The 16528-nt window shown below is 47.3% G+C and carries 13 protein-coding genes; 5 read left to right on the plus strand and 8 right to left on the minus strand.

Translation table 11 applies throughout. From position 1 onward, the window contains the following. Positions 1-183: 183 nt before the first annotated feature. The gene (locus QUB56_RS06115) at positions 184-738 is read right to left on the minus strand and encodes a thioredoxin family protein (RefSeq protein WP_332954076.1); all 555 of its coding nucleotides are present in this window, start codon (positions 736-738) and stop codon (positions 184-186) included. Positions 739-869: 131 nt separating this feature from the next. Beyond that, a complete protein-coding gene (gene speB / locus QUB56_RS06120) occupies positions 870-1799 on the minus strand; it encodes an agmatinase (protein WP_332954078.1) in 930 nt (309 codons plus the stop codon). Positions 1800-2070: 271 nt separating this feature from the next. On the opposite strand from speB, the gene QUB56_RS06125 reads away from it, so the two are divergent. Then, positions 2071-2985 carry an alpha/beta fold hydrolase gene (locus QUB56_RS06125; protein WP_332954080.1) on the plus strand — a complete coding sequence of 305 codons (915 nt, stop codon included), beginning with the start codon at positions 2071-2073 and terminating at the stop codon, positions 2983-2985. Positions 2986-3178: 193 nt separating this feature from the next. Here QUB56_RS06125 and QUB56_RS06130 read toward each other — a convergent pair whose 3' ends face one another. Together QUB56_RS06130 and QUB56_RS06135 are read right to left on the minus strand one after the other, a co-directional pair. Then, a complete protein-coding gene (locus QUB56_RS06130) occupies positions 3179-4192 on the minus strand; it encodes a M10 family metallopeptidase C-terminal domain-containing protein (RefSeq protein ID WP_332954082.1) in 1014 nt (337 codons plus the stop codon). 158 nt (positions 4193-4350) lie between these two features. Further along, positions 4351-4761, minus strand: coding sequence for a hypothetical protein (locus tag QUB56_RS06135; RefSeq protein WP_332954083.1), 411 nt, complete (start codon positions 4759-4761; stop codon positions 4351-4353). Positions 4762-4904: 143 nt separating this feature from the next. Between QUB56_RS06135 and QUB56_RS06140 the strand changes: the two genes are divergently transcribed. The 3 genes from QUB56_RS06140 to QUB56_RS06150 all read left to right on the plus strand — a co-directional run bounded on the left by QUB56_RS06140 (position 4905) and on the right by QUB56_RS06150 (position 7693). Beyond that, positions 4905-5588, plus strand: coding sequence for a response regulator transcription factor (locus QUB56_RS06140; RefSeq protein ID WP_332954085.1), 684 nt, complete (start codon positions 4905-4907; stop codon positions 5586-5588). Then, complete coding sequence (locus tag QUB56_RS06145; protein ID WP_332954087.1) at positions 5585-7123, plus strand: ATP-binding protein; 1539 nt, start codon at positions 5585-5587, stop codon at positions 7121-7123. The genes QUB56_RS06140 and QUB56_RS06145 overlap by 4 nt, the downstream gene beginning before the upstream one ends. A 147-nt stretch (positions 7124-7270) precedes the next feature. Then, a complete protein-coding gene (locus QUB56_RS06150; RefSeq protein WP_332954089.1) occupies positions 7271-7693 on the plus strand; it encodes a DUF2809 domain-containing protein in 423 nt (140 codons plus the stop codon). Positions 7694-7847: 154 nt separating this feature from the next. Here the strand turns inward: QUB56_RS06150 and QUB56_RS06155 are convergent, their stop codons facing one another. From QUB56_RS06155 to QUB56_RS06165, 3 genes are all read right to left on the minus strand, one after another. Next, entirely contained in the window at positions 7848-8276 is a 429-nt protein-coding gene (locus QUB56_RS06155; protein WP_332954091.1) for a DUF202 domain-containing protein, read from the minus strand. A 220-nt stretch (positions 8277-8496) separates the two neighbouring features. Continuing rightward, a complete protein-coding gene (locus QUB56_RS06160; RefSeq protein ID WP_332954094.1) occupies positions 8497-9912 on the minus strand; it encodes an LCP family protein in 1416 nt (471 codons plus the stop codon). A gap of 104 nt (positions 9913-10016) precedes the next feature. Beyond that, the gene (locus QUB56_RS06165; RefSeq protein WP_332954095.1) at positions 10017-10391 is read right to left on the minus strand and encodes a hypothetical protein; all 375 of its coding nucleotides are present in this window, start codon (positions 10389-10391) and stop codon (positions 10017-10019) included. A 244-nt stretch (positions 10392-10635) separates the two neighbouring features. Between QUB56_RS06165 and rpe the strand changes: the two genes are divergently transcribed. Beyond that, positions 10636-11337 (plus strand): ribulose-phosphate 3-epimerase, encoded by a 702-nt coding sequence (rpe, locus tag QUB56_RS06170; RefSeq protein ID WP_332954222.1) that lies wholly within the window; start codon positions 10636-10638, stop codon positions 11335-11337. 752 nt (positions 11338-12089) lie between these two features. Here rpe and QUB56_RS06175 read toward each other — a convergent pair. Next, positions 12090-16277 carry a DUF4347 domain-containing protein gene (locus QUB56_RS06175; protein WP_332954096.1) on the minus strand — a complete coding sequence of 1396 codons (4188 nt, stop codon included), beginning with the start codon at positions 16275-16277 and terminating at the stop codon, positions 12090-12092. Between the last annotated feature and the right edge of the window lie 251 nt (positions 16278-16528).

Consider the following 16528-nt stretch of genomic DNA (forward strand, 5'->3'; position numbering starts at 1 on the left):
AAACTATCTTCTTCTCTTTCTTGCTTTGCGCCGCTTCGCTTACGCGCGGCTTCGCCTAACGCGTCGAAAGCGGTTCGTTAACAGAACTTAGGCGCTACTTAAAGCGAGAAGGTGCGCAGTGCGCACCTACATAATTAGTCCAGGATTATCATCTTCTAAGGACTGATGACTCCTGACTAATGACTACGATCGCCACTTGATAGAACAGCCGATGGCCTCTGTACTCGAAGGCTCTACGGGTTCGCTTTTGAGCAATTGGTCGATCGCACTCCGCAGATAAGACACCGCCACCGCCGGATCGTCGGCGTTGTCGTCAATTAAACCTTTATAGCGCAATCTGCCGTCTTGGTCTAACAAAAAAACCTCCGGCGTTTTAGAAGCCCCAAAACTTTCAGCCACATCTTGAGCAACATCTCGGATGTACGGGAAGTTGAGTTGATTGTTGGCTGCAAAAATTTTCATGTTCTCAAAACTATCGTCGGGATACTGGTTTGGATCGTTTGCATTAATCCCGATTAAAGTAACATCTCGATCTTGAAAATCTGCTTGAAGTTCTTTCATACGATTGAGATACAAATGCACGTAAGGGCAATGATTGCACATAAATATCACCGCAATCGCCCGAAATTTTTCTAAATATCGAGATAAATGGTGAACGTCTTCGTCAACTCCCGGCAGTTCAAAATCGGGAGCATAGCCGTTAATGGGAGTGCCTGTTGTTTCCATTAGTAAACTCATTTTTTGAGGAGGTGAAGAGCAGTTTTGCAAGCATGAAAGATGAAACTGTCAGTGCGAATAAAATTGGCTGTTTTTTGCTTTAGCTTAATTTTAGCCTTGCCAACAGCCTATTTTGATTCGTACTGCGCGATTTATCCCTCGTCTGGCTTTAGCCAACCTTGAGCCAGAGCTTGATATCCAATAAGTTTGTATGCTAATTTGGCAGCGGTAAATTCTGAGACTACAGAATCTAGAACAGGTGCTAATTCCATAATGTCACACCCGATTACTTCGTAGGACTCAAAGATGCGGCGCAAAAATCCGGTGAGGGAATACCAATTTAACCCGCCCGGTTCGGGTGTGCCCACCCCTGGAATTAAAGTCGGATCGATGCCGTCTAAGTCTATAGTCAAAAATACTCGCCCCGTTGTGATGCTGGCAATTGCCCGATCGGCCCAATCCGGTTGAGTAGCGATTTCCCTAGCTCGAATCACGTTTAGCTGTTTTGCTTTAATCAAGTCTGCTTCTTCTTTGCAGATAGCGCGAATCCCGATTTGCAGTGTCGGTAAGCCCATATCTACAATACGCCGCATCACGCAGGCGTGGTTGTGGATCGAGCCTTCGTACTCGTGCCGCAAGTCGCCGTGGGCGTCGATTTGCACGACTGTGAAAGGTTCATCCGGGTATGCTTGGCGATAACCTTCGACAACCCCTGCAGTGATGCTGTGTTCGCCTCCGAGGGAGATGACAAACTTATTTTCCGTAACTAGCTGGTGGACCGAGGCTTGGGTGACTCGCAGCATTTCTGAGGATGAAACCCGTTGACTGTTGCGAGTATCGGCGATCGGCTCTTTTGTATAAATTCCGACATCGTAGCAAACTTCGGAATCTAGTTCTTCGTCGTAGCACTCGAGTTGATGAGAAGCTTCTAGAAGTTTCGCCGGTCCGTTTTCGCACCCCCGGCGGTAAGTGGTGGTAGCTTCGTAGGGAATTGGTAAGATTACTACTTTGGCGGTGTCGTAGTCTGGTACAATTTCAGACCCCAGAAACGGTACGACGGCAGTGGAAACGATCGTTGGCATAAGGGAAATTTCAATAAGGCAAAGAAGTCAGCATCTTTAATCCTGACATAATATCGGCTCTAACTGCAAAGTCAGAACGAATAAGGAAGAAGGAAGAGAAATTAACCGCAGAGAGCGCGCTCGGGCGCTGAGGTTCGAGGGAAAAAAGGCTATTGATTTATGTCCTAGCGGTTACCTCGAATTGCGATACGGTTTTTAGTAATGACTTGAGTCCTTTGCAGCCTTGCATTCATCTAAAATCTAAAATCTAAAATCTAAAATCTAAAATCCCATGACATCTTCTACTCCCACTCCGTCAACAGTTGCTGCACCTCAAACTTGGTTGTGGAAAGGCTTTCCGATTTGCTACCAGGCTGCGGGTTCCCAGGGGCCTGCGGTGGTGTTTGTCCACGGTTTTGGTGCGTCTTGGGGCCACTGGCGCAAGAATTTGCCGGCGCTGGCTGCTGATTGCCGCTGTTATGCGATCGACCTCATCGGTTTTGGCGGTTCTGCTAAACCCCAGCCCAAGCTTGAAATTGACTATACTTTTGAAACTTGGGGACAGCTAATTGCTGATTTTTGTCGGGAAGTTGCGGGCGGACCGGCTTTTTTGGTGGGAAATTCGATCGGCTGTGTGGCAATTATGCAAGCGGCTGTGGATTTTCCCGACATTGCTGAGGGCGTCATTTTACTCAATTGTTCCCTGCGCTTGCTGCACGATCGCAAACGCGCCGAATTGCCTTGGTATCGCAGTTTTGGAGCCCCCCTCGCACAAAAAATTTTAAATGTCAAGTGGATAAGTCAATTATTTTTTAAACAATTAGCAACGCCAAAAACAGTAAAAAAAGTGCTTTTGCAAGCTTATCACCGTCCTGAATCTGTCACCGACGAACTCGTAAATATGCTGCTGGAACCTGCCAAAGACAGCGGCGCAGTAGAAGTATTTGTGGCATTTATCAGTTATTCTCAAGGGCCGCTACCGGAGGATTTGTTGCCGCGTCTGAGCTGTCGGGCTTTGATTTTGTGGGGCACGGACGACCCTTGGGAGCCGATCGCTTTGGGGCGAGAATTAGCAAAGTTTCCGGCTGTTGAAAAGTTTATTCCTTTGGAGGGAGTGGGCCATTGTCCCCAGGATGAAGCGCCGGAATTGGTCAATCCTATTTTACTCGATTGGATTAAAGAGCGATCGGCTTTTGCGGAAAATTAGTGCTTTTGCTCCTTTCATCTGCGTGAATCTGCGTCTATCCATTGTCATCTGCGGTTACCAAATTCTCTTTTTTAACCGCAGATGGGGGCAGATAAACACAGATTCACGCAGATGATTTATATCAATTTCGGTTGCAACATCGGGGATTGACTGTTGACTGGATTTTACTATTCCGATGCTACCGAAATTGATATTACACGAATATGAAACTATCAGGGGTAAACTGACCTTGAATGACAGCTATTTGATCGGATGTACCAGCCAAATTGATGGAGTTACCCACAATATTGTAGTTGGAAAGGCTGCCACGTAACTGAATTCGATCGATTCCTTGTTGAAAATCTTGAATCGATGCAAATCCTGTTCCACTATAGTATGTCTTGGTGGCATCACCGAGCACGAAAATATCTCTACCTCGACCCCCAATCAGCACATCCGTTTCATTGCTTCCCGGTGTAGCACTCAATGGATTTACTCCAATTAGGGTATCATTGCCACGCAAACCAGAGAGTGTATCGTTACCATCTCCTCCTACTAAAGTATTGTTTTGGATGTTTCCGGTAAGGACATCTACATTGGGAGTACCTGTGACATTAAGGAAATTCTCTACAGTCAAATTCAGGGTCCCGATACCGGGTAGATTGTTAACCGCTAAACGATTCTGCGACAAATCCACATTTATAGACGCTGTGCCGCTACCTGTAGAAGCATCGATGGTATTAATCTGTCCTAAAGGAGCAATTATTTGTTCTATATTTTGCAGGGTATCTGTACCTGCTGCGCCTTTATCTACAATACCTCGAGCTTTAATGGTAATGCCATTGCCGAGGGAAAGATAGCTGATTGTGTCTGTGCCTGTTCCTCCATTTATGCTATCTGTGCCGCTACTGCCTAGGATGAAGTTATCTAAACTATCTCCGGTAATATTGTCGTTTCCTGCTGTGGTGCTGATACTGTTAGCTGGCTGAGGGGGTTGAGTTTGGTTTTGGGGAGGTAGAGCAGAAATGGTAAGTTGTGCGCCTTGGTTTTGGGGAGGTGGATTGCCCGGTACTCCTTGATTTTGGGGAGGAAGATTGCCCGGTGCGCCTTGATTTTGCCCTGGTGGATTGCCCGGTATTCTTTGATTTTGGGGAGTATTTCCCGGTGCGCCTTGATTTTGAGGAGGATTGCCCGGTGCATTGATTGAATTAGGAAATAGTGGGGGCATGGTGTAATTACCTCGATGAGTTTTATAAGTTTGATTCAGTTGTCAGGCTAAAGGAATTAATTCTCGATCGCCCTTTGAGTTGGTCGCTACAATCATTAAGCTGGTTCAAGATGGCATTTATCCACGTGCTAGGATTACAGTTTTGTAATGGGGAGAAATTAGGGTTTTTCGGAATTTTGAGGTAGATTACGATCGCCGGGTGGACGCGGTGGAATGCCCAAAAGTTGAATCAACTCTGCTTCGGTGACTCCCAACTTTTTCGCCGCACCGGGAATATCTAAAGGAGGACCCGGCGGTGGGCTGGGCGGGCGATTATTTTCACTTGGTGGTTCGGGCGGTTTGGCGGGTAGCCCCAAAGCTTCGATTAACTCGGCTTCGGTGACTCCTAATTGTTTGGCAGCAGCGGCAAAATCTATACGGGGCGGGTGTCTGCGCTCTTGGCTGGGTTCGGGTTGGCTCTGGGCTAGTACAGTATTAGAATTAGCTGTAGTCCGATCGGGAAAAGTCAAGCTGCTAAACCCCAGCAGCAAGGCTGTAGCAGGTAGTGCGAGCAGTGAAGCAATTTTCATGAGAGTTACGATCGCTAATCCAAAAATGTTGACAGCTGAATTAAACTCCCAAAACATTACCTGCCACACTGCGGATGGATTACAGTTTTGTAATTTAAGTAAATCTATGATGGCGGTATAATCGCAACCGAATCGGTAAATCTATGAATGTTCTATACATTGAAGATGAAGAAAAAATCGCTAATTTTGTTTGTATCGGCTTGAAAGAACAAGGTTTTGTTGTGGATTATTGCGATAATGGCAATGAGGGCTATGGGCGGGCGATGGATAATCAATACGATGCGATCGTCCTGGATATTGTATTGCCGGGAAAAGATGGATTATCTATTCTCAAACATCTGCGAAAGGCTGGACGCAATGTACCCGTGATTTTATTAACTGCTCGCAATGAACTAGACGATCGCATTGAAGGGTTACATCTCGGTGCTGATGACTATTTGGCTAAACCGTTTTTTGTTGAGGAGTTAGTTGCTCGGATTTATGCTGTGGTGCGGCGTGCTGCGGGCGATCGGCAAAATATTCTGAGCGTTGGCCCAGTTAAGCTCGATCGCATTCTCCGAGAAGTTACTTGCGATCGCCATGCGGTAGAACTTACAACTCGCGAGTTTAATCTGTTGGAATATCTAATGCGATCGCCTGGCCGGGTACTCACCCGCACGCAAATCCTCGAACATATCTGGGGTTATGATTTTAATCCGAATACGAATGTGGTAGATGTATGTATTCAACGCATTCGCAAGAAAATTGAACCGATCGGCGGTACAGGATGGATTGAGAGCGTGCGCGGCGTTGGCTATCGGTTTCGCAAACCAGATTCCCCATCGTGAAATTGCAATCTTTTCGCTTTCGCATTGCTCTATCATCTGCTGTTCTAGCAAGTATTGCTCTCATTGGCTTTAGTATTGTTTCGTGGTGGTTGATTTACGATGCTAAGGTCAAGCGTCTTGATGCTGAAATCAAGAATCAGTTAGTCCAATCTACCCGCCCGCAATCGACTCAATGGGATGTTTATAATGATTCTTTGCCATCAGTTTTGGGCATGAATGATGGAAAAACAACCGTGGCTTTGCTGGTGACTGACAGAGATGGTAATTTGCTCTACCGATCGAGCCAGTGGCAAGATGGGATTGATGCCAATTCACTATGGCGATCGCTGCCGCAACCCCCTCCCGATCTTCCCAGAATACCTTTTCAATTAGAACCTCCCCCTCCACCACCTCCACCCTATCTACTACCTCCCCATCGATCCGATTCATTGTCACCGAGAGAAAGAAGACCCCCGCGCGATCGGCTTCCTCAATTCGATCGACCGCATTTTCCTCGAGTTTTCAAAGCTAAACTAGCAACCCAGCGTACTAGCACGGCAGTTTGGCGTGTGGGCGCGACTCATTCTCCTCAGACTCAAATAGCAATCGCTGTTAACTTACAAGCGATCGATCGGGAAATGGCATCGATTCGCAATATCTTTCTATTTTCTATTCCCGTAGTGCTTTTACTCGTGGCCAGTGGAGCTTGGGTCATATCGCGGAGTATGCTATACCCAATTGGGCGACTCACGATGGCTATTCGCAATGTTACGGTACAAGGGCTAGATCGGCGCGTCCCTGTCGGATCAACGGATATAGAGTTTGTAGAATTAATTTTTGTGTTCAATCAAATGTTAGAACGTCTGGAGCGAAGTTTTAAACAAGCTTCTCGTTTTAGTGGAGATGCTGCCCACGAGTTAAAGACTCCGCTGGCAATTTTGCAAGGCCAACTAGAACGGGCTTTGCATCAAGTGGAATCGGGTTCTGAGGCGCAGCAAACCCTGAGTAATTTATTGGATGAAGTGCGCCGTTTGAGTGAAATTACCCGTAAACTTCTCTTACTTTCTCTAGCCGATGCCGGACGTATGGGTTTACATTTGGTTGAGGTGAATATGTCGGCTTTGCTATCGGAAATTGCCGAAGATATGGAGCTGCTAGCACCGCATTTAGATGTGCAAATGGCAATTAATCCCAATTTATATATCAAGGGCGATCGCGATTTGCTGGTGCAGGTTGTGCAAAATCTGGTTGGTAATGCGATTAAATATAATTTACCGAAGGGTTGGCTCAGGTTACAGGCTAACTGTCAGGGAAAAAAAGTAATTGTGAAAATTGTCAATAGTTCTCACGATATTTCTTTGAGCGAGCGCGATCGCATTTTTGAGCGCTTCCATCGCGGCGACTCGACTCAGATCCAAAAAATAGAAGGATCGGGATTGGGGCTAAGCTTAGCAAGGGAAATCGCACGGGCCCACGGCGGCGACATCCAACTAGATGCTGCAATACTTGGTCAAACAGCATTTATACTGAGTTTACCTGTGGGCGATCGCGATTAACCTTATAGTAGTGAAGCAGGACGAGTTATCTTAGCTAAGACTTTGGCTAATTCTGATTTTAAAGTTAGCAGTATTGAAGATGACATTTACTGCTGAGGTTTATCACTTCAACCTGTGACAACAAATGCGTGATTGTCCCCGGAATCAATGACTTCCCCAATTTCTCCCGATCGCCGTTTTTTCAAATATCGAGTTGCTCTGCTAATCAGCATTACTGTCATTATCCCTGTAGGTTATGTAGTGAGATTTTCTCGCGGCCCTGCACCGGAATGGTTCAACGACTTTTTTGGGAGCATAGCCTATGAGGTATTTTGGATTTTGCTGGTAGTTCTGATCTTGCCGCGATTTTCGCAAGTTAAGGCGGCTGTAGCTGTGTGTCTAGCTACTTGCGGAGTAGAGTTTCTCCAACTGTGGACACCTCCGTTTTTACAAGCAATGCGAGCTACTTTACCCGGAAGGCTGATTTTGGGAAATCACTTTACTTGGTCAGATTTTATCTCTTATTTTGTGGGGAGTTTTTTAGGTTGGTTGTGGGTGCGATGGCTTCATTTCACTTGCTTCCGCTTGTAAGTTGTACTGCATTTAAATTGTATATTTCGATGACCAGAGCAAAAGTCAAATGCTCTCCCCATCAGCTCCTCGAACGCGTTAGACAATGTAGATGCACAAAAGCTTAATGATATGGTTGGGGTTATTTTCACTTTAGCTAAGCGATCGGGTTAACTTAGAATTGAGAGTTTTTAGGAGTTGAAGTGGGAGCTATATTTCCGCGCTCTCGCCATAGCAACAACGGAATGCTTAAGGTTCCTAAAATCATCACAACTCCCGTCAGAATCCAAACGAGCACGCGATTGGGGCGATAATCACCTCGCTCAATTTGCCAGAAAACTCGATTATAACGCCATGCTGCTAAGGCAATGACCGCAATGCCAAAAACGACCATACTCAGCCCTAAAGTTTCCGAGTTGAAGAAGGGAGGGGCGGAAACTTCTTTCTGAGTCACTGTAGCTTGAAATTGACGGAGAAATAAACTGAACCGAGAGATTGCCAACCCAAAACCAATTAAAGCCAGTGAAGTTCGCAACCATGCAAGAAACGTGCGTTCATTTGCTTGATGTTCTCGCTGTCGGTCTATTTTAGGACTGTTGTTCATCAACCCTACCTTTATAAAATATCTTAAAATTTCCCTCGTTGATTATGGTTTCAGTTCTGATTGCGGAGGGAAGTATCGGTATGGCGATCGTGATTCATTATCACCAAAAAAGATAGTATCAGTAAATCGACAAAAAAGCGATCGCCTCCATCTCTACCCACAGAAAAGAAGAGGACACAGCATTGCTGTGTCCCTACAAATACTGCGGTTAAAACCCAGTTTAAAAAGACTTAAAGTCCCCGCGAGACAGATTTTTTTTGCTCAGCCAATCCTGACCCAATCTGATTGTCACGTCCGACTGCAAAGAACCGGTACTCTCAACCAGCACATCCCCAAAACCCAAAAACTGCCGAATCGCTTCAGCACCTTTAACATCGCCGTCTTGAGCTACTACAGTAGTTACCTCCAGCGGTTCGGGCCAAGCTTTATAAACCTGAACATTCCGATAGCCAGCGCGAGTCAGAGTATTGACAAAATCTTCAACAGCCGATGGATCTCCGGTACTATCTTGAATCGCCACCTTCAGAAAAGTCGCATCAACATTTTCAATTTGCCAAGTATTTTGGCCGAAGTCAAAATGTTTCGCCACCAGAGTTTCGATGCCATTTTGGTCTGGCAACCAAAAACTAGCCTTGTAATCCTTAGAATCGCTGAATCTGCCGGGAACCATCAACATCTGCACGCTAGCGCGATCGGTTTTAGTAGCAAAACCAGCCAAAGCCACCAATTCTTCTATACTCAAATTTGTGTCAAGGTGAGACTGAATCACCGATAAAATCTTCGGTAGTCGAGACAGTAAACCTATATTAACTTCTTGTTCCACAAAAGCCCGCATCAACAATTGTTGCCGCTGCACCCGCCCGATATCCCCCAAATCGTCGTGCCGGTAAAGCAAATATTGCACGATTTGTTCGCCGTTGAGGTTCTGCTTGCCAGCCTTTAAATCTATATATAAATGCTGGCTTTCATCGGTATACTTCATGTCTTTAGGGACATTAATAGTAATGCCACCAAGTGCATCTACCAAGCTTTTTATGCCTTGAATATTGACTGTGACATACCGGTCAATTCCCACGCCGCCTAAGAGTCCGCTGACTGATTTGGCTGACGAAGCCGGGCCGCCGTAGTAATTGGCTTCGTTGATTTTCACGACACCCCTGCCTTCAACATAGGTGCGGGTGTCTCGCGGAATGGAAAGCACGCTTAACTTTTTATTTTGAGGGTCAAATCTAACCAACAGCATGGTATCGGTTAACCCTTTGAAAGAGTTTTGCCAGACATCGTATCCCTGCTCCTTATCGGGATGGCCGTCGAGGTCTGAACTGAGAACTTTAAGTCCTAAAACTAAAATATTAACTGGGCGAGTCAGCTCCGGCATCTTCATGCTGAGCTTTGCCATGTCGCCTTGAGAAAATACCGCCGCTTCTTCAGGGCTCAACTTTTGTTGCTGAAGTGGCGTTGTGGAAAGGGAGACGGCTAGCAACGCTCCGGCTGTAGCTGAGAGCATGGCTACTCCAGCCAAACCAAAACCAAAACCCAGCCAACGGCCTCGATGGGGCTGGTTCGATTTTTTGGTTGAAGGTTGAGCAGTTGATTGTTGGATAGGGTCTTGATTAGGAATTTTTTGAGCTGGCACTGGCTTCCTCACACACAACAAAAATAAAAAAGATAATGGCAATATGTAGTATCAAGCTGAAGACGCACTCAATCAAGAGGGTAGGGGCTTAAAAGAACCCTAAATTATGATAAATGTTTGCCCACCACTTGCTCGGCTACGCGGCTAATTCCGGGCAACCATAGCGGTTGACGCTTCCAGAGGCGAACCATCAGTCCCACAGCAACGATGAAATAGCTGGTTGTTAGCAGGCTACTCATTAATAACATGGGAAGTGTCGGAGATTCCGCAGAAATCGCTCCAGCTTCTAAAAGAATATGTCCTAAGAGCCAACTAAAAGCAAGGGCAATTGCCAAGCGGCTGACGGCTTTGCGTTCGGGGCTGCCCTGACGACGGTAAAGAGTCCACAGGGCGGGGAAAAAGCCGATGACTGGGATCATTAATACAAACAGACTTGCACGATCGAGTTCAGGATTGTCTAAGGGATCTCTATTTTTCATAATTCGCTACTCAAAATTTGCAGAAGGTCAGATTTTGCACAAAAGTTATTAGTTGGACGTAAAATTTATATCCTAAACCAAAATTGGGATAGCAGGGCTGGTGCGATCGCAAAACTTGTCTGTCAGAGGCAAAATTTTGCGGCACTCCGCCGAGGGCGATCGAGCGTTGGCAACTTTTCGGCCCGGAGAGCCGTATTTTGATAAACTGGATACAGCACAGGACACAGGAGAACAGACGCAAGCCATGACCCAATCCCAAAAACCGATCGTTATTGCTCCATCCATATTATCAGCCGATTTTAGCCGTCTCGGAGAAGAGATTCAGGCTGTCGATCGAGCTGGGGCTGACTGGATTCACGTAGATGTGATGGACGGTCGCTTTGTTCCTAATATTACTATCGGGCCGCTGATTGTTGAGGCAATTCGCCCTGTTACTAGCAAGGTGATCGATGTCCACTTGATGATTGTGGAGCCGGAGAAGTACGTGGAAGACTTCGCTAAGGCTGGTGCTGACATTATTTCGGTTCACGCCGAGCATAATGCTTCGCCTCACTTGCACCGCACCCTCGGCCAAATTCGGGAATTGGGCAAGCAAGCTGGTGTAGTTCTTAATCCTTCGACGCCGCTGGAGTTGATCGAGTACGTGCTGGAACTTTGCGATTTGGTGCTGATTATGAGCGTGAATCCCGGCTTTGGCGGTCAAAGTTTTATCCCGGCGGTGCTCCCGAAAATTCGCCAGTTGCGCAAAATGTGCGACGACAAGGGCCTCGATCCTTGGATTGAGGTGGATGGCGGTTTGAAGGGGAACAATACTTGGCAAGTTCTGGAAGCGGGCGCAAATGCGATCGTGGCTGGTTCTGCTGTGTTTAAGGCCAATGATTACGCAGCGGCGATCGAGGGTATCCGCCACAGCAAGCGTCCGACTCCAGAGTTGGCTGCAGTCTAATCAAAAATTCGATCGTGTCCGGCGAATTACCCACAATCAAAGTGGTTTGTAGTGAGGACTTTAGTCCTTATTGGCTCAAAGATTTAAGAAAAAACTGAACCTCACTACAAACTTATGATGGTTAGATCGCCGGACTTAATAATTGACACTCTCCGTGCACTCATCAGCGGGGATTCTTGGTTCTGGCGACACACCTTAAAACTAGCTATCCTTACGGCAATACTTAAACCAAATACCCGTTCGATTGAACCAAGTATCGAGCCTAATTTAGTTAGTCCCAGAGGATTTTATCTCCCCAAGCGTTCGAGAATTACTTCTTTTGTTCCCGTATGCCCTACGGTACGGTTTAATTTCCAAAAGTTTACTTTTCTGGTTTTAGCTTACGTTAGTTAGCCTAGCTGTTTTTTTCGTAGTTTTCGCCACCCACTAACTATTATTATTTCCCGACCAGTCGTTTGAGCTTGGTGTCTCATGTGTATCGGCGGTTATTCTACCTGTAGTAGACTGTCATTATACTCTATTTTTAATAAAATACAGTGAAATTTGAAAAATAAATATTTAAGTGAGTAAACGCTTATAAGGTAGGCAATTAATTAAAGCCGTCCTATTAAGAAGGGGCTTTAGACCCAATTTCTTGGTAAGCCGATCTAGTTCAGAGAAAATTAAATTTTGAAAAAGGCGATCGTATATTTTGAGTCATATCAAGTCCGATGCAAGATACAATCGGACTTGATATCATTTGGTTGAAATACTTACAGGATTGCAAAATCTGCAACATTAATCAGCCCTGTTGACACATTGCTGAGAGTTGCTAACAGTTGACCAGAATCGGTAACTCGGATCGAAGTAGAATTATTTTCTACAGTAATGCTCAGTTGCGAGAAACTTAAACCGCCTGTCAAGCCGATCGTATCGCGACCATCTTGAAAGTCTAAAATAGTCTCGCGGCCGTTGTCGATACCTAAGATAAATCGATCGTCCCCAGTACCTCCGATCAAAGTATCATTCCCCTCATCTCCAAATAACCAATCCTCCCCAGCACTACCCAGTAAACTGTCTTCATCCTTGCCGCCATAAAGAGTATCGTTTCCAGCATCACCGTTGACGGTATCGGAACCTTCATTCCCAAACAACAAATCGTTGCCCAAACCACCACACATTTGGTCTTGACCGCCAGCGGAGCCGATCGCCAGAGGGCTGCCAATATCCCCGTACATAGTATCTTCTCCGTCGGCACCACAGAGAGTATCGCTGCCCTCATCCCCAAACAGCACGTCGTTGCCCAAGTCTCCCAGGGCCAAATCATCACCCTTGCCGCCACGCACTGTATCGTTGCCATTACCGCCAGAAAGGGAATCTTCGGCTTCTTGCCCGTTGAGGTAATCATCGCCACTGAGGCCAAATAGCAAATCGCGACCTGTAGAATCGATGTCTAAAGGGTTAAGATTACCACCGTATAAGGTGTCGTTACCCTCATCGCCAATTAAAGTATCGCTCTGTTTGTCTCCCAAAATTATGTCGTCATCTTTGCCACCGTAAGCAACATCTTCATTCTCGCCCCCAAAAATTAAATCATCTTTAGCACCCCCGTTGAGGTAATCATCGCCCTCATTGCCAAACAGCACGTCGCTATCTTTGGCAGAGGGAAGAATGGTTAGATTTCCTAGATCGATGCCGAGGTAAGATCCGCCATAAATATTGTCATTGCCAGTAAAGCCAATCTCCAAGTCGTTACCATTTAAGCCGTCGATATTGTCATTGCTAATCGAACCCTCCAGAATGTCGTCGCTTTCTGTACCGTTGGTGGTGCTATTTGTTTGGTTGGGGCCGCGAATAGCAGTCTGGCTGGGAAAGGTTATCTGCTTGCAAATGCAATCTTCGTCTTGAGTTTCCGTTGGAGTCGCCGTCGGAGTTTCCGTTGGAGTTTCCGTTGGAGTTGGAGTCGGCGTTGGAGTTTCCGTTGGAGTCGGCGTTTCCGTTGGAGTCGGAGTTGGAGTTGTTGGCGGAGTTGTTGGCGGAGTTGGAGTCGGAGTTGGAGTCGGCGTTTCCGTTGGAGTCGGAGTTGGAGTCGGAGTTGGAGTCGGCGTTTCCGTTGGAGTCGGTGTCGGTGTCGGTGTCGGCGTTTCCGTTGGAGTCGGAGTTGGAGTCGGAGTTGGAGTCGGAGTTTCCGTTGGAGTTGGAGTTGGAGTTGGAGTCGGAGTTGGAGTCGGCGTTTCCGTTGGAGTCGGAGTTGGAGTTGGAGTTGGAGTTGGAGTTGGAGTTGGAGCTGGAGTTGGAGTTGTTGTCGGCGTTGGAGCTGGAGTTGGAGCTGGAGCTGGAGTTTTTGTCGGCGTTGGAGCTGGAGTTGGAGCTGGAGTTGTTGTCGGCGTTGGAGCTGGAGTTGGAGCTGGAGTTGGTGACACAAAATCGTCATTTACGATCGTAGCAGTGGCCGTGCTGGTGGTGATAGTCGAACTTTCCGGCGCTGCGGTCAAATTTGGGTTGCTGAGGGTGACGGTAATTGTCTCGTCAGGTTCAACTGCGGTTTCGCCCAAGACATCCACAGCAATAGTTTTAGTTGTTTCGTTGGCGGCAAAGGCGATCGTCCCTGTGGCGGTAGTAGCCCCGGCAGCATTGATATTATTGTAGTCTGCGCCGTTGCTCGCGGTACCAGCGATCGCATAATTTACTGTACTCGCTACCCCCGTGCCACCGCTGCGAGTAACGGTGAAGGTGACAAGTTTAGTGCCGGAATTGCCTTCAAGTAAGGAACCTGTGGCTGGATTTGTGAGTGCGATCGCATAAGCAATCGAGTCATTGGCTGCAATAGTCACCGTAGCATTGCTGCTGGCCGGTGCGATCGCATAATTCCCATTTGCCAAGTTCAGTCGCAGCGTTTCTGCCAACTCCGGTATAGCGTCATCAACCGGAGTCAGAATCACATCCACAAAGCTTTGCCCGTTGGGAATAGTGACGGGAAAGGTACTGCCCAGATTGTAGTCAGCAGCAACAGCGGTACTGCTGCCATCAATGGCGAGATTCACCGTCAAATTACCGACTGTGCTATCACTGCGGCTAAGGCGGAAAGTGCCTGTGTCGATCGGGTTTTCCGAGGCTGAATTATCGAACGCGGTGATGCTAACAATCTGCTGTACTTCCACAGCGCCGATGTCAACAGCACTGCCAGAAGGCCGAGTTAAGCCGCGCTGATCCGTAGCAGGTGCGATCGCGCTATTACCCCTGTCAAGAGCAGGGCTTCCAGGGAGTAAGACGTGTGTCTGCGTGGGGCCGCCGTTATTTGCCAGCGCTGCTAGCCCAGGAGTTGGGTTAACAATGTCGCTGCCCGTGCCAAGCGTACCCGTGTTGCCCGTCAGGCTGCCGATCAGATTGTTGTTATTCCCGGTAATGTTGCCTGAAACGTCGGGCTGGATAGTTCCTGCTGCGGTCGAAGCATCTAAGTTACCGGCGATGATGGTATTTCTGAGGGCGATCGTACTAGATTCGGTGAATATGCCACCGCCATTGTCAATGAAGCCGTTGTTGGCGTCTGAGTCGGCCGTGTTATTGGTGATGGTGCTGTTAGCGATCGTTCCCGTAGTACCGCTCCACCAAATAGCACCGCCTTTTTGTACGGCCGTGTTGCCCGAAAGCGTACTGTTAGTGATGTTGAGAGTGCCGTTGCTGTAGATTGCGCCACCTCCGGAAAAAGAACCTGTTGCATCACTTGCTTTGTTGCCGGAGAAAGTGGTGCTAGCGATGGTAAGCGCACCTTCGTTATAAATGCCGCCGCCACCTTGGACCGTCACCTCATTGTTGGTGATACTGCTATTAGTAATGCTGAGTTGGTTCTGGTTTCTGATGCCTGCGCCGCCGAACGCAGTCGCCTTGTTATTGCTGATGATACTGCTGTCAATTGTCCCCAGAGTATTATTGAATATCGCCCCGCCACCGCCCGCTGTATTCAGGGAATTGAAGGTGCTGCCAGTAACGGTCATTTGAATCCCGCTATTGTAGATGGCACCGCCTGCGTTGGCTTGGTTGTTTTGAAAAGTACAGTTGGCGACTGTCAAAGTGCCTTCGTTGAAGATGCCGCCGCCGTTGGCACCTGGGATCTTCCCCCCTGATATAGTCGCGCCGGAGATGCTGAAGGTATTGCCGCCAAGGACGTGAAACACCCGATCGTTCCAATCTGCAGCAGTGTTGATAGTTGTGTTACCAGTGCCTGCACCCGTAATAGTGAGGTTTTTGGTAATGTCGAGGTCGCCAGTCGCGCCCAAGTCTTCGTTCACACCAGCAAGAGTCAGCGTGAAAGTACCCGTCGGCAGATTGATGGTGTCGCCTGTGGCAGAGTAACGAATCGCTTCCCGCAAAGAGATGCCAGCACCTCCGCCCAAAATGCCGTTATCTTCATCGGTGGTAGTCGTGACGTTGATGGTAGCTAAAACGCGATCGTAACTGGCGATCGCATCAAGGGTGAATGCCAAAGGTGTCTCAATCGAACCAATTGTTACTTCTAAATCCCAGTCACCGCCTAAGAAAGCACTTCCTGTCAGGTTTTTGGAAGCAGCGATGTCTGCACCTGTGAGTTGATTGAGGCGTTGCAAGAACGATCGTCCGGCTATCGGTGGGGCGATTTCTGCCGCCACGTTGCAACCGTACAGGAGGATATCGGCTGACGGGGCTAAAGCCTTTTTCCACTGCTGAAGTCGATCGGCATATTCGTCTAGGTTGTCAGAATTTAGCTGAATTGACCCCAGTTGCAAATTTCCAGGCCCGCCGTGAGAAACAATGTGGACAGCGGAAATATCCGTGTAGCTAGCTAATAACTCTGTAATTTGCTCGACTCCATCCCCCGCCCGATCCAGTATAAAAATCTCTTTCCTTGGTTCGGCGCTTGGTGCAAGGCTTTGGTAATCTTCAACGGTTGGGTCAATGAAAACTATTTGCGTAATTTTTTCCACGATCGATTTTCCTCCTAGATGCAAGGGAAATGGAGCTTAAAAGCCGCGATCGTCTTGCCAAAAGAATTCAAATTAGTATTGATAAATAATCATTTGAATCCACTAGCTAGGTTTGGGAAAGCTTGTAAAAGGCAAGATATAATCCTTAAGTCCTAAGCAGCTTAAAGTCTTAATAAGACAACACAAGGAGCAAATTTGTTCCCCGTCGTAAAAATTCGTCAGTAAATATAGCGATCGACCCGATCGCGCAT

The sequence above is a fragment of the Microcoleus sp. AR_TQ3_B6 genome, from assembly GCF_036702785.1.
Taxonomy (GTDB): Bacteria; Cyanobacteriota; Cyanobacteriia; order Cyanobacteriales; family Microcoleaceae; genus Microcoleus.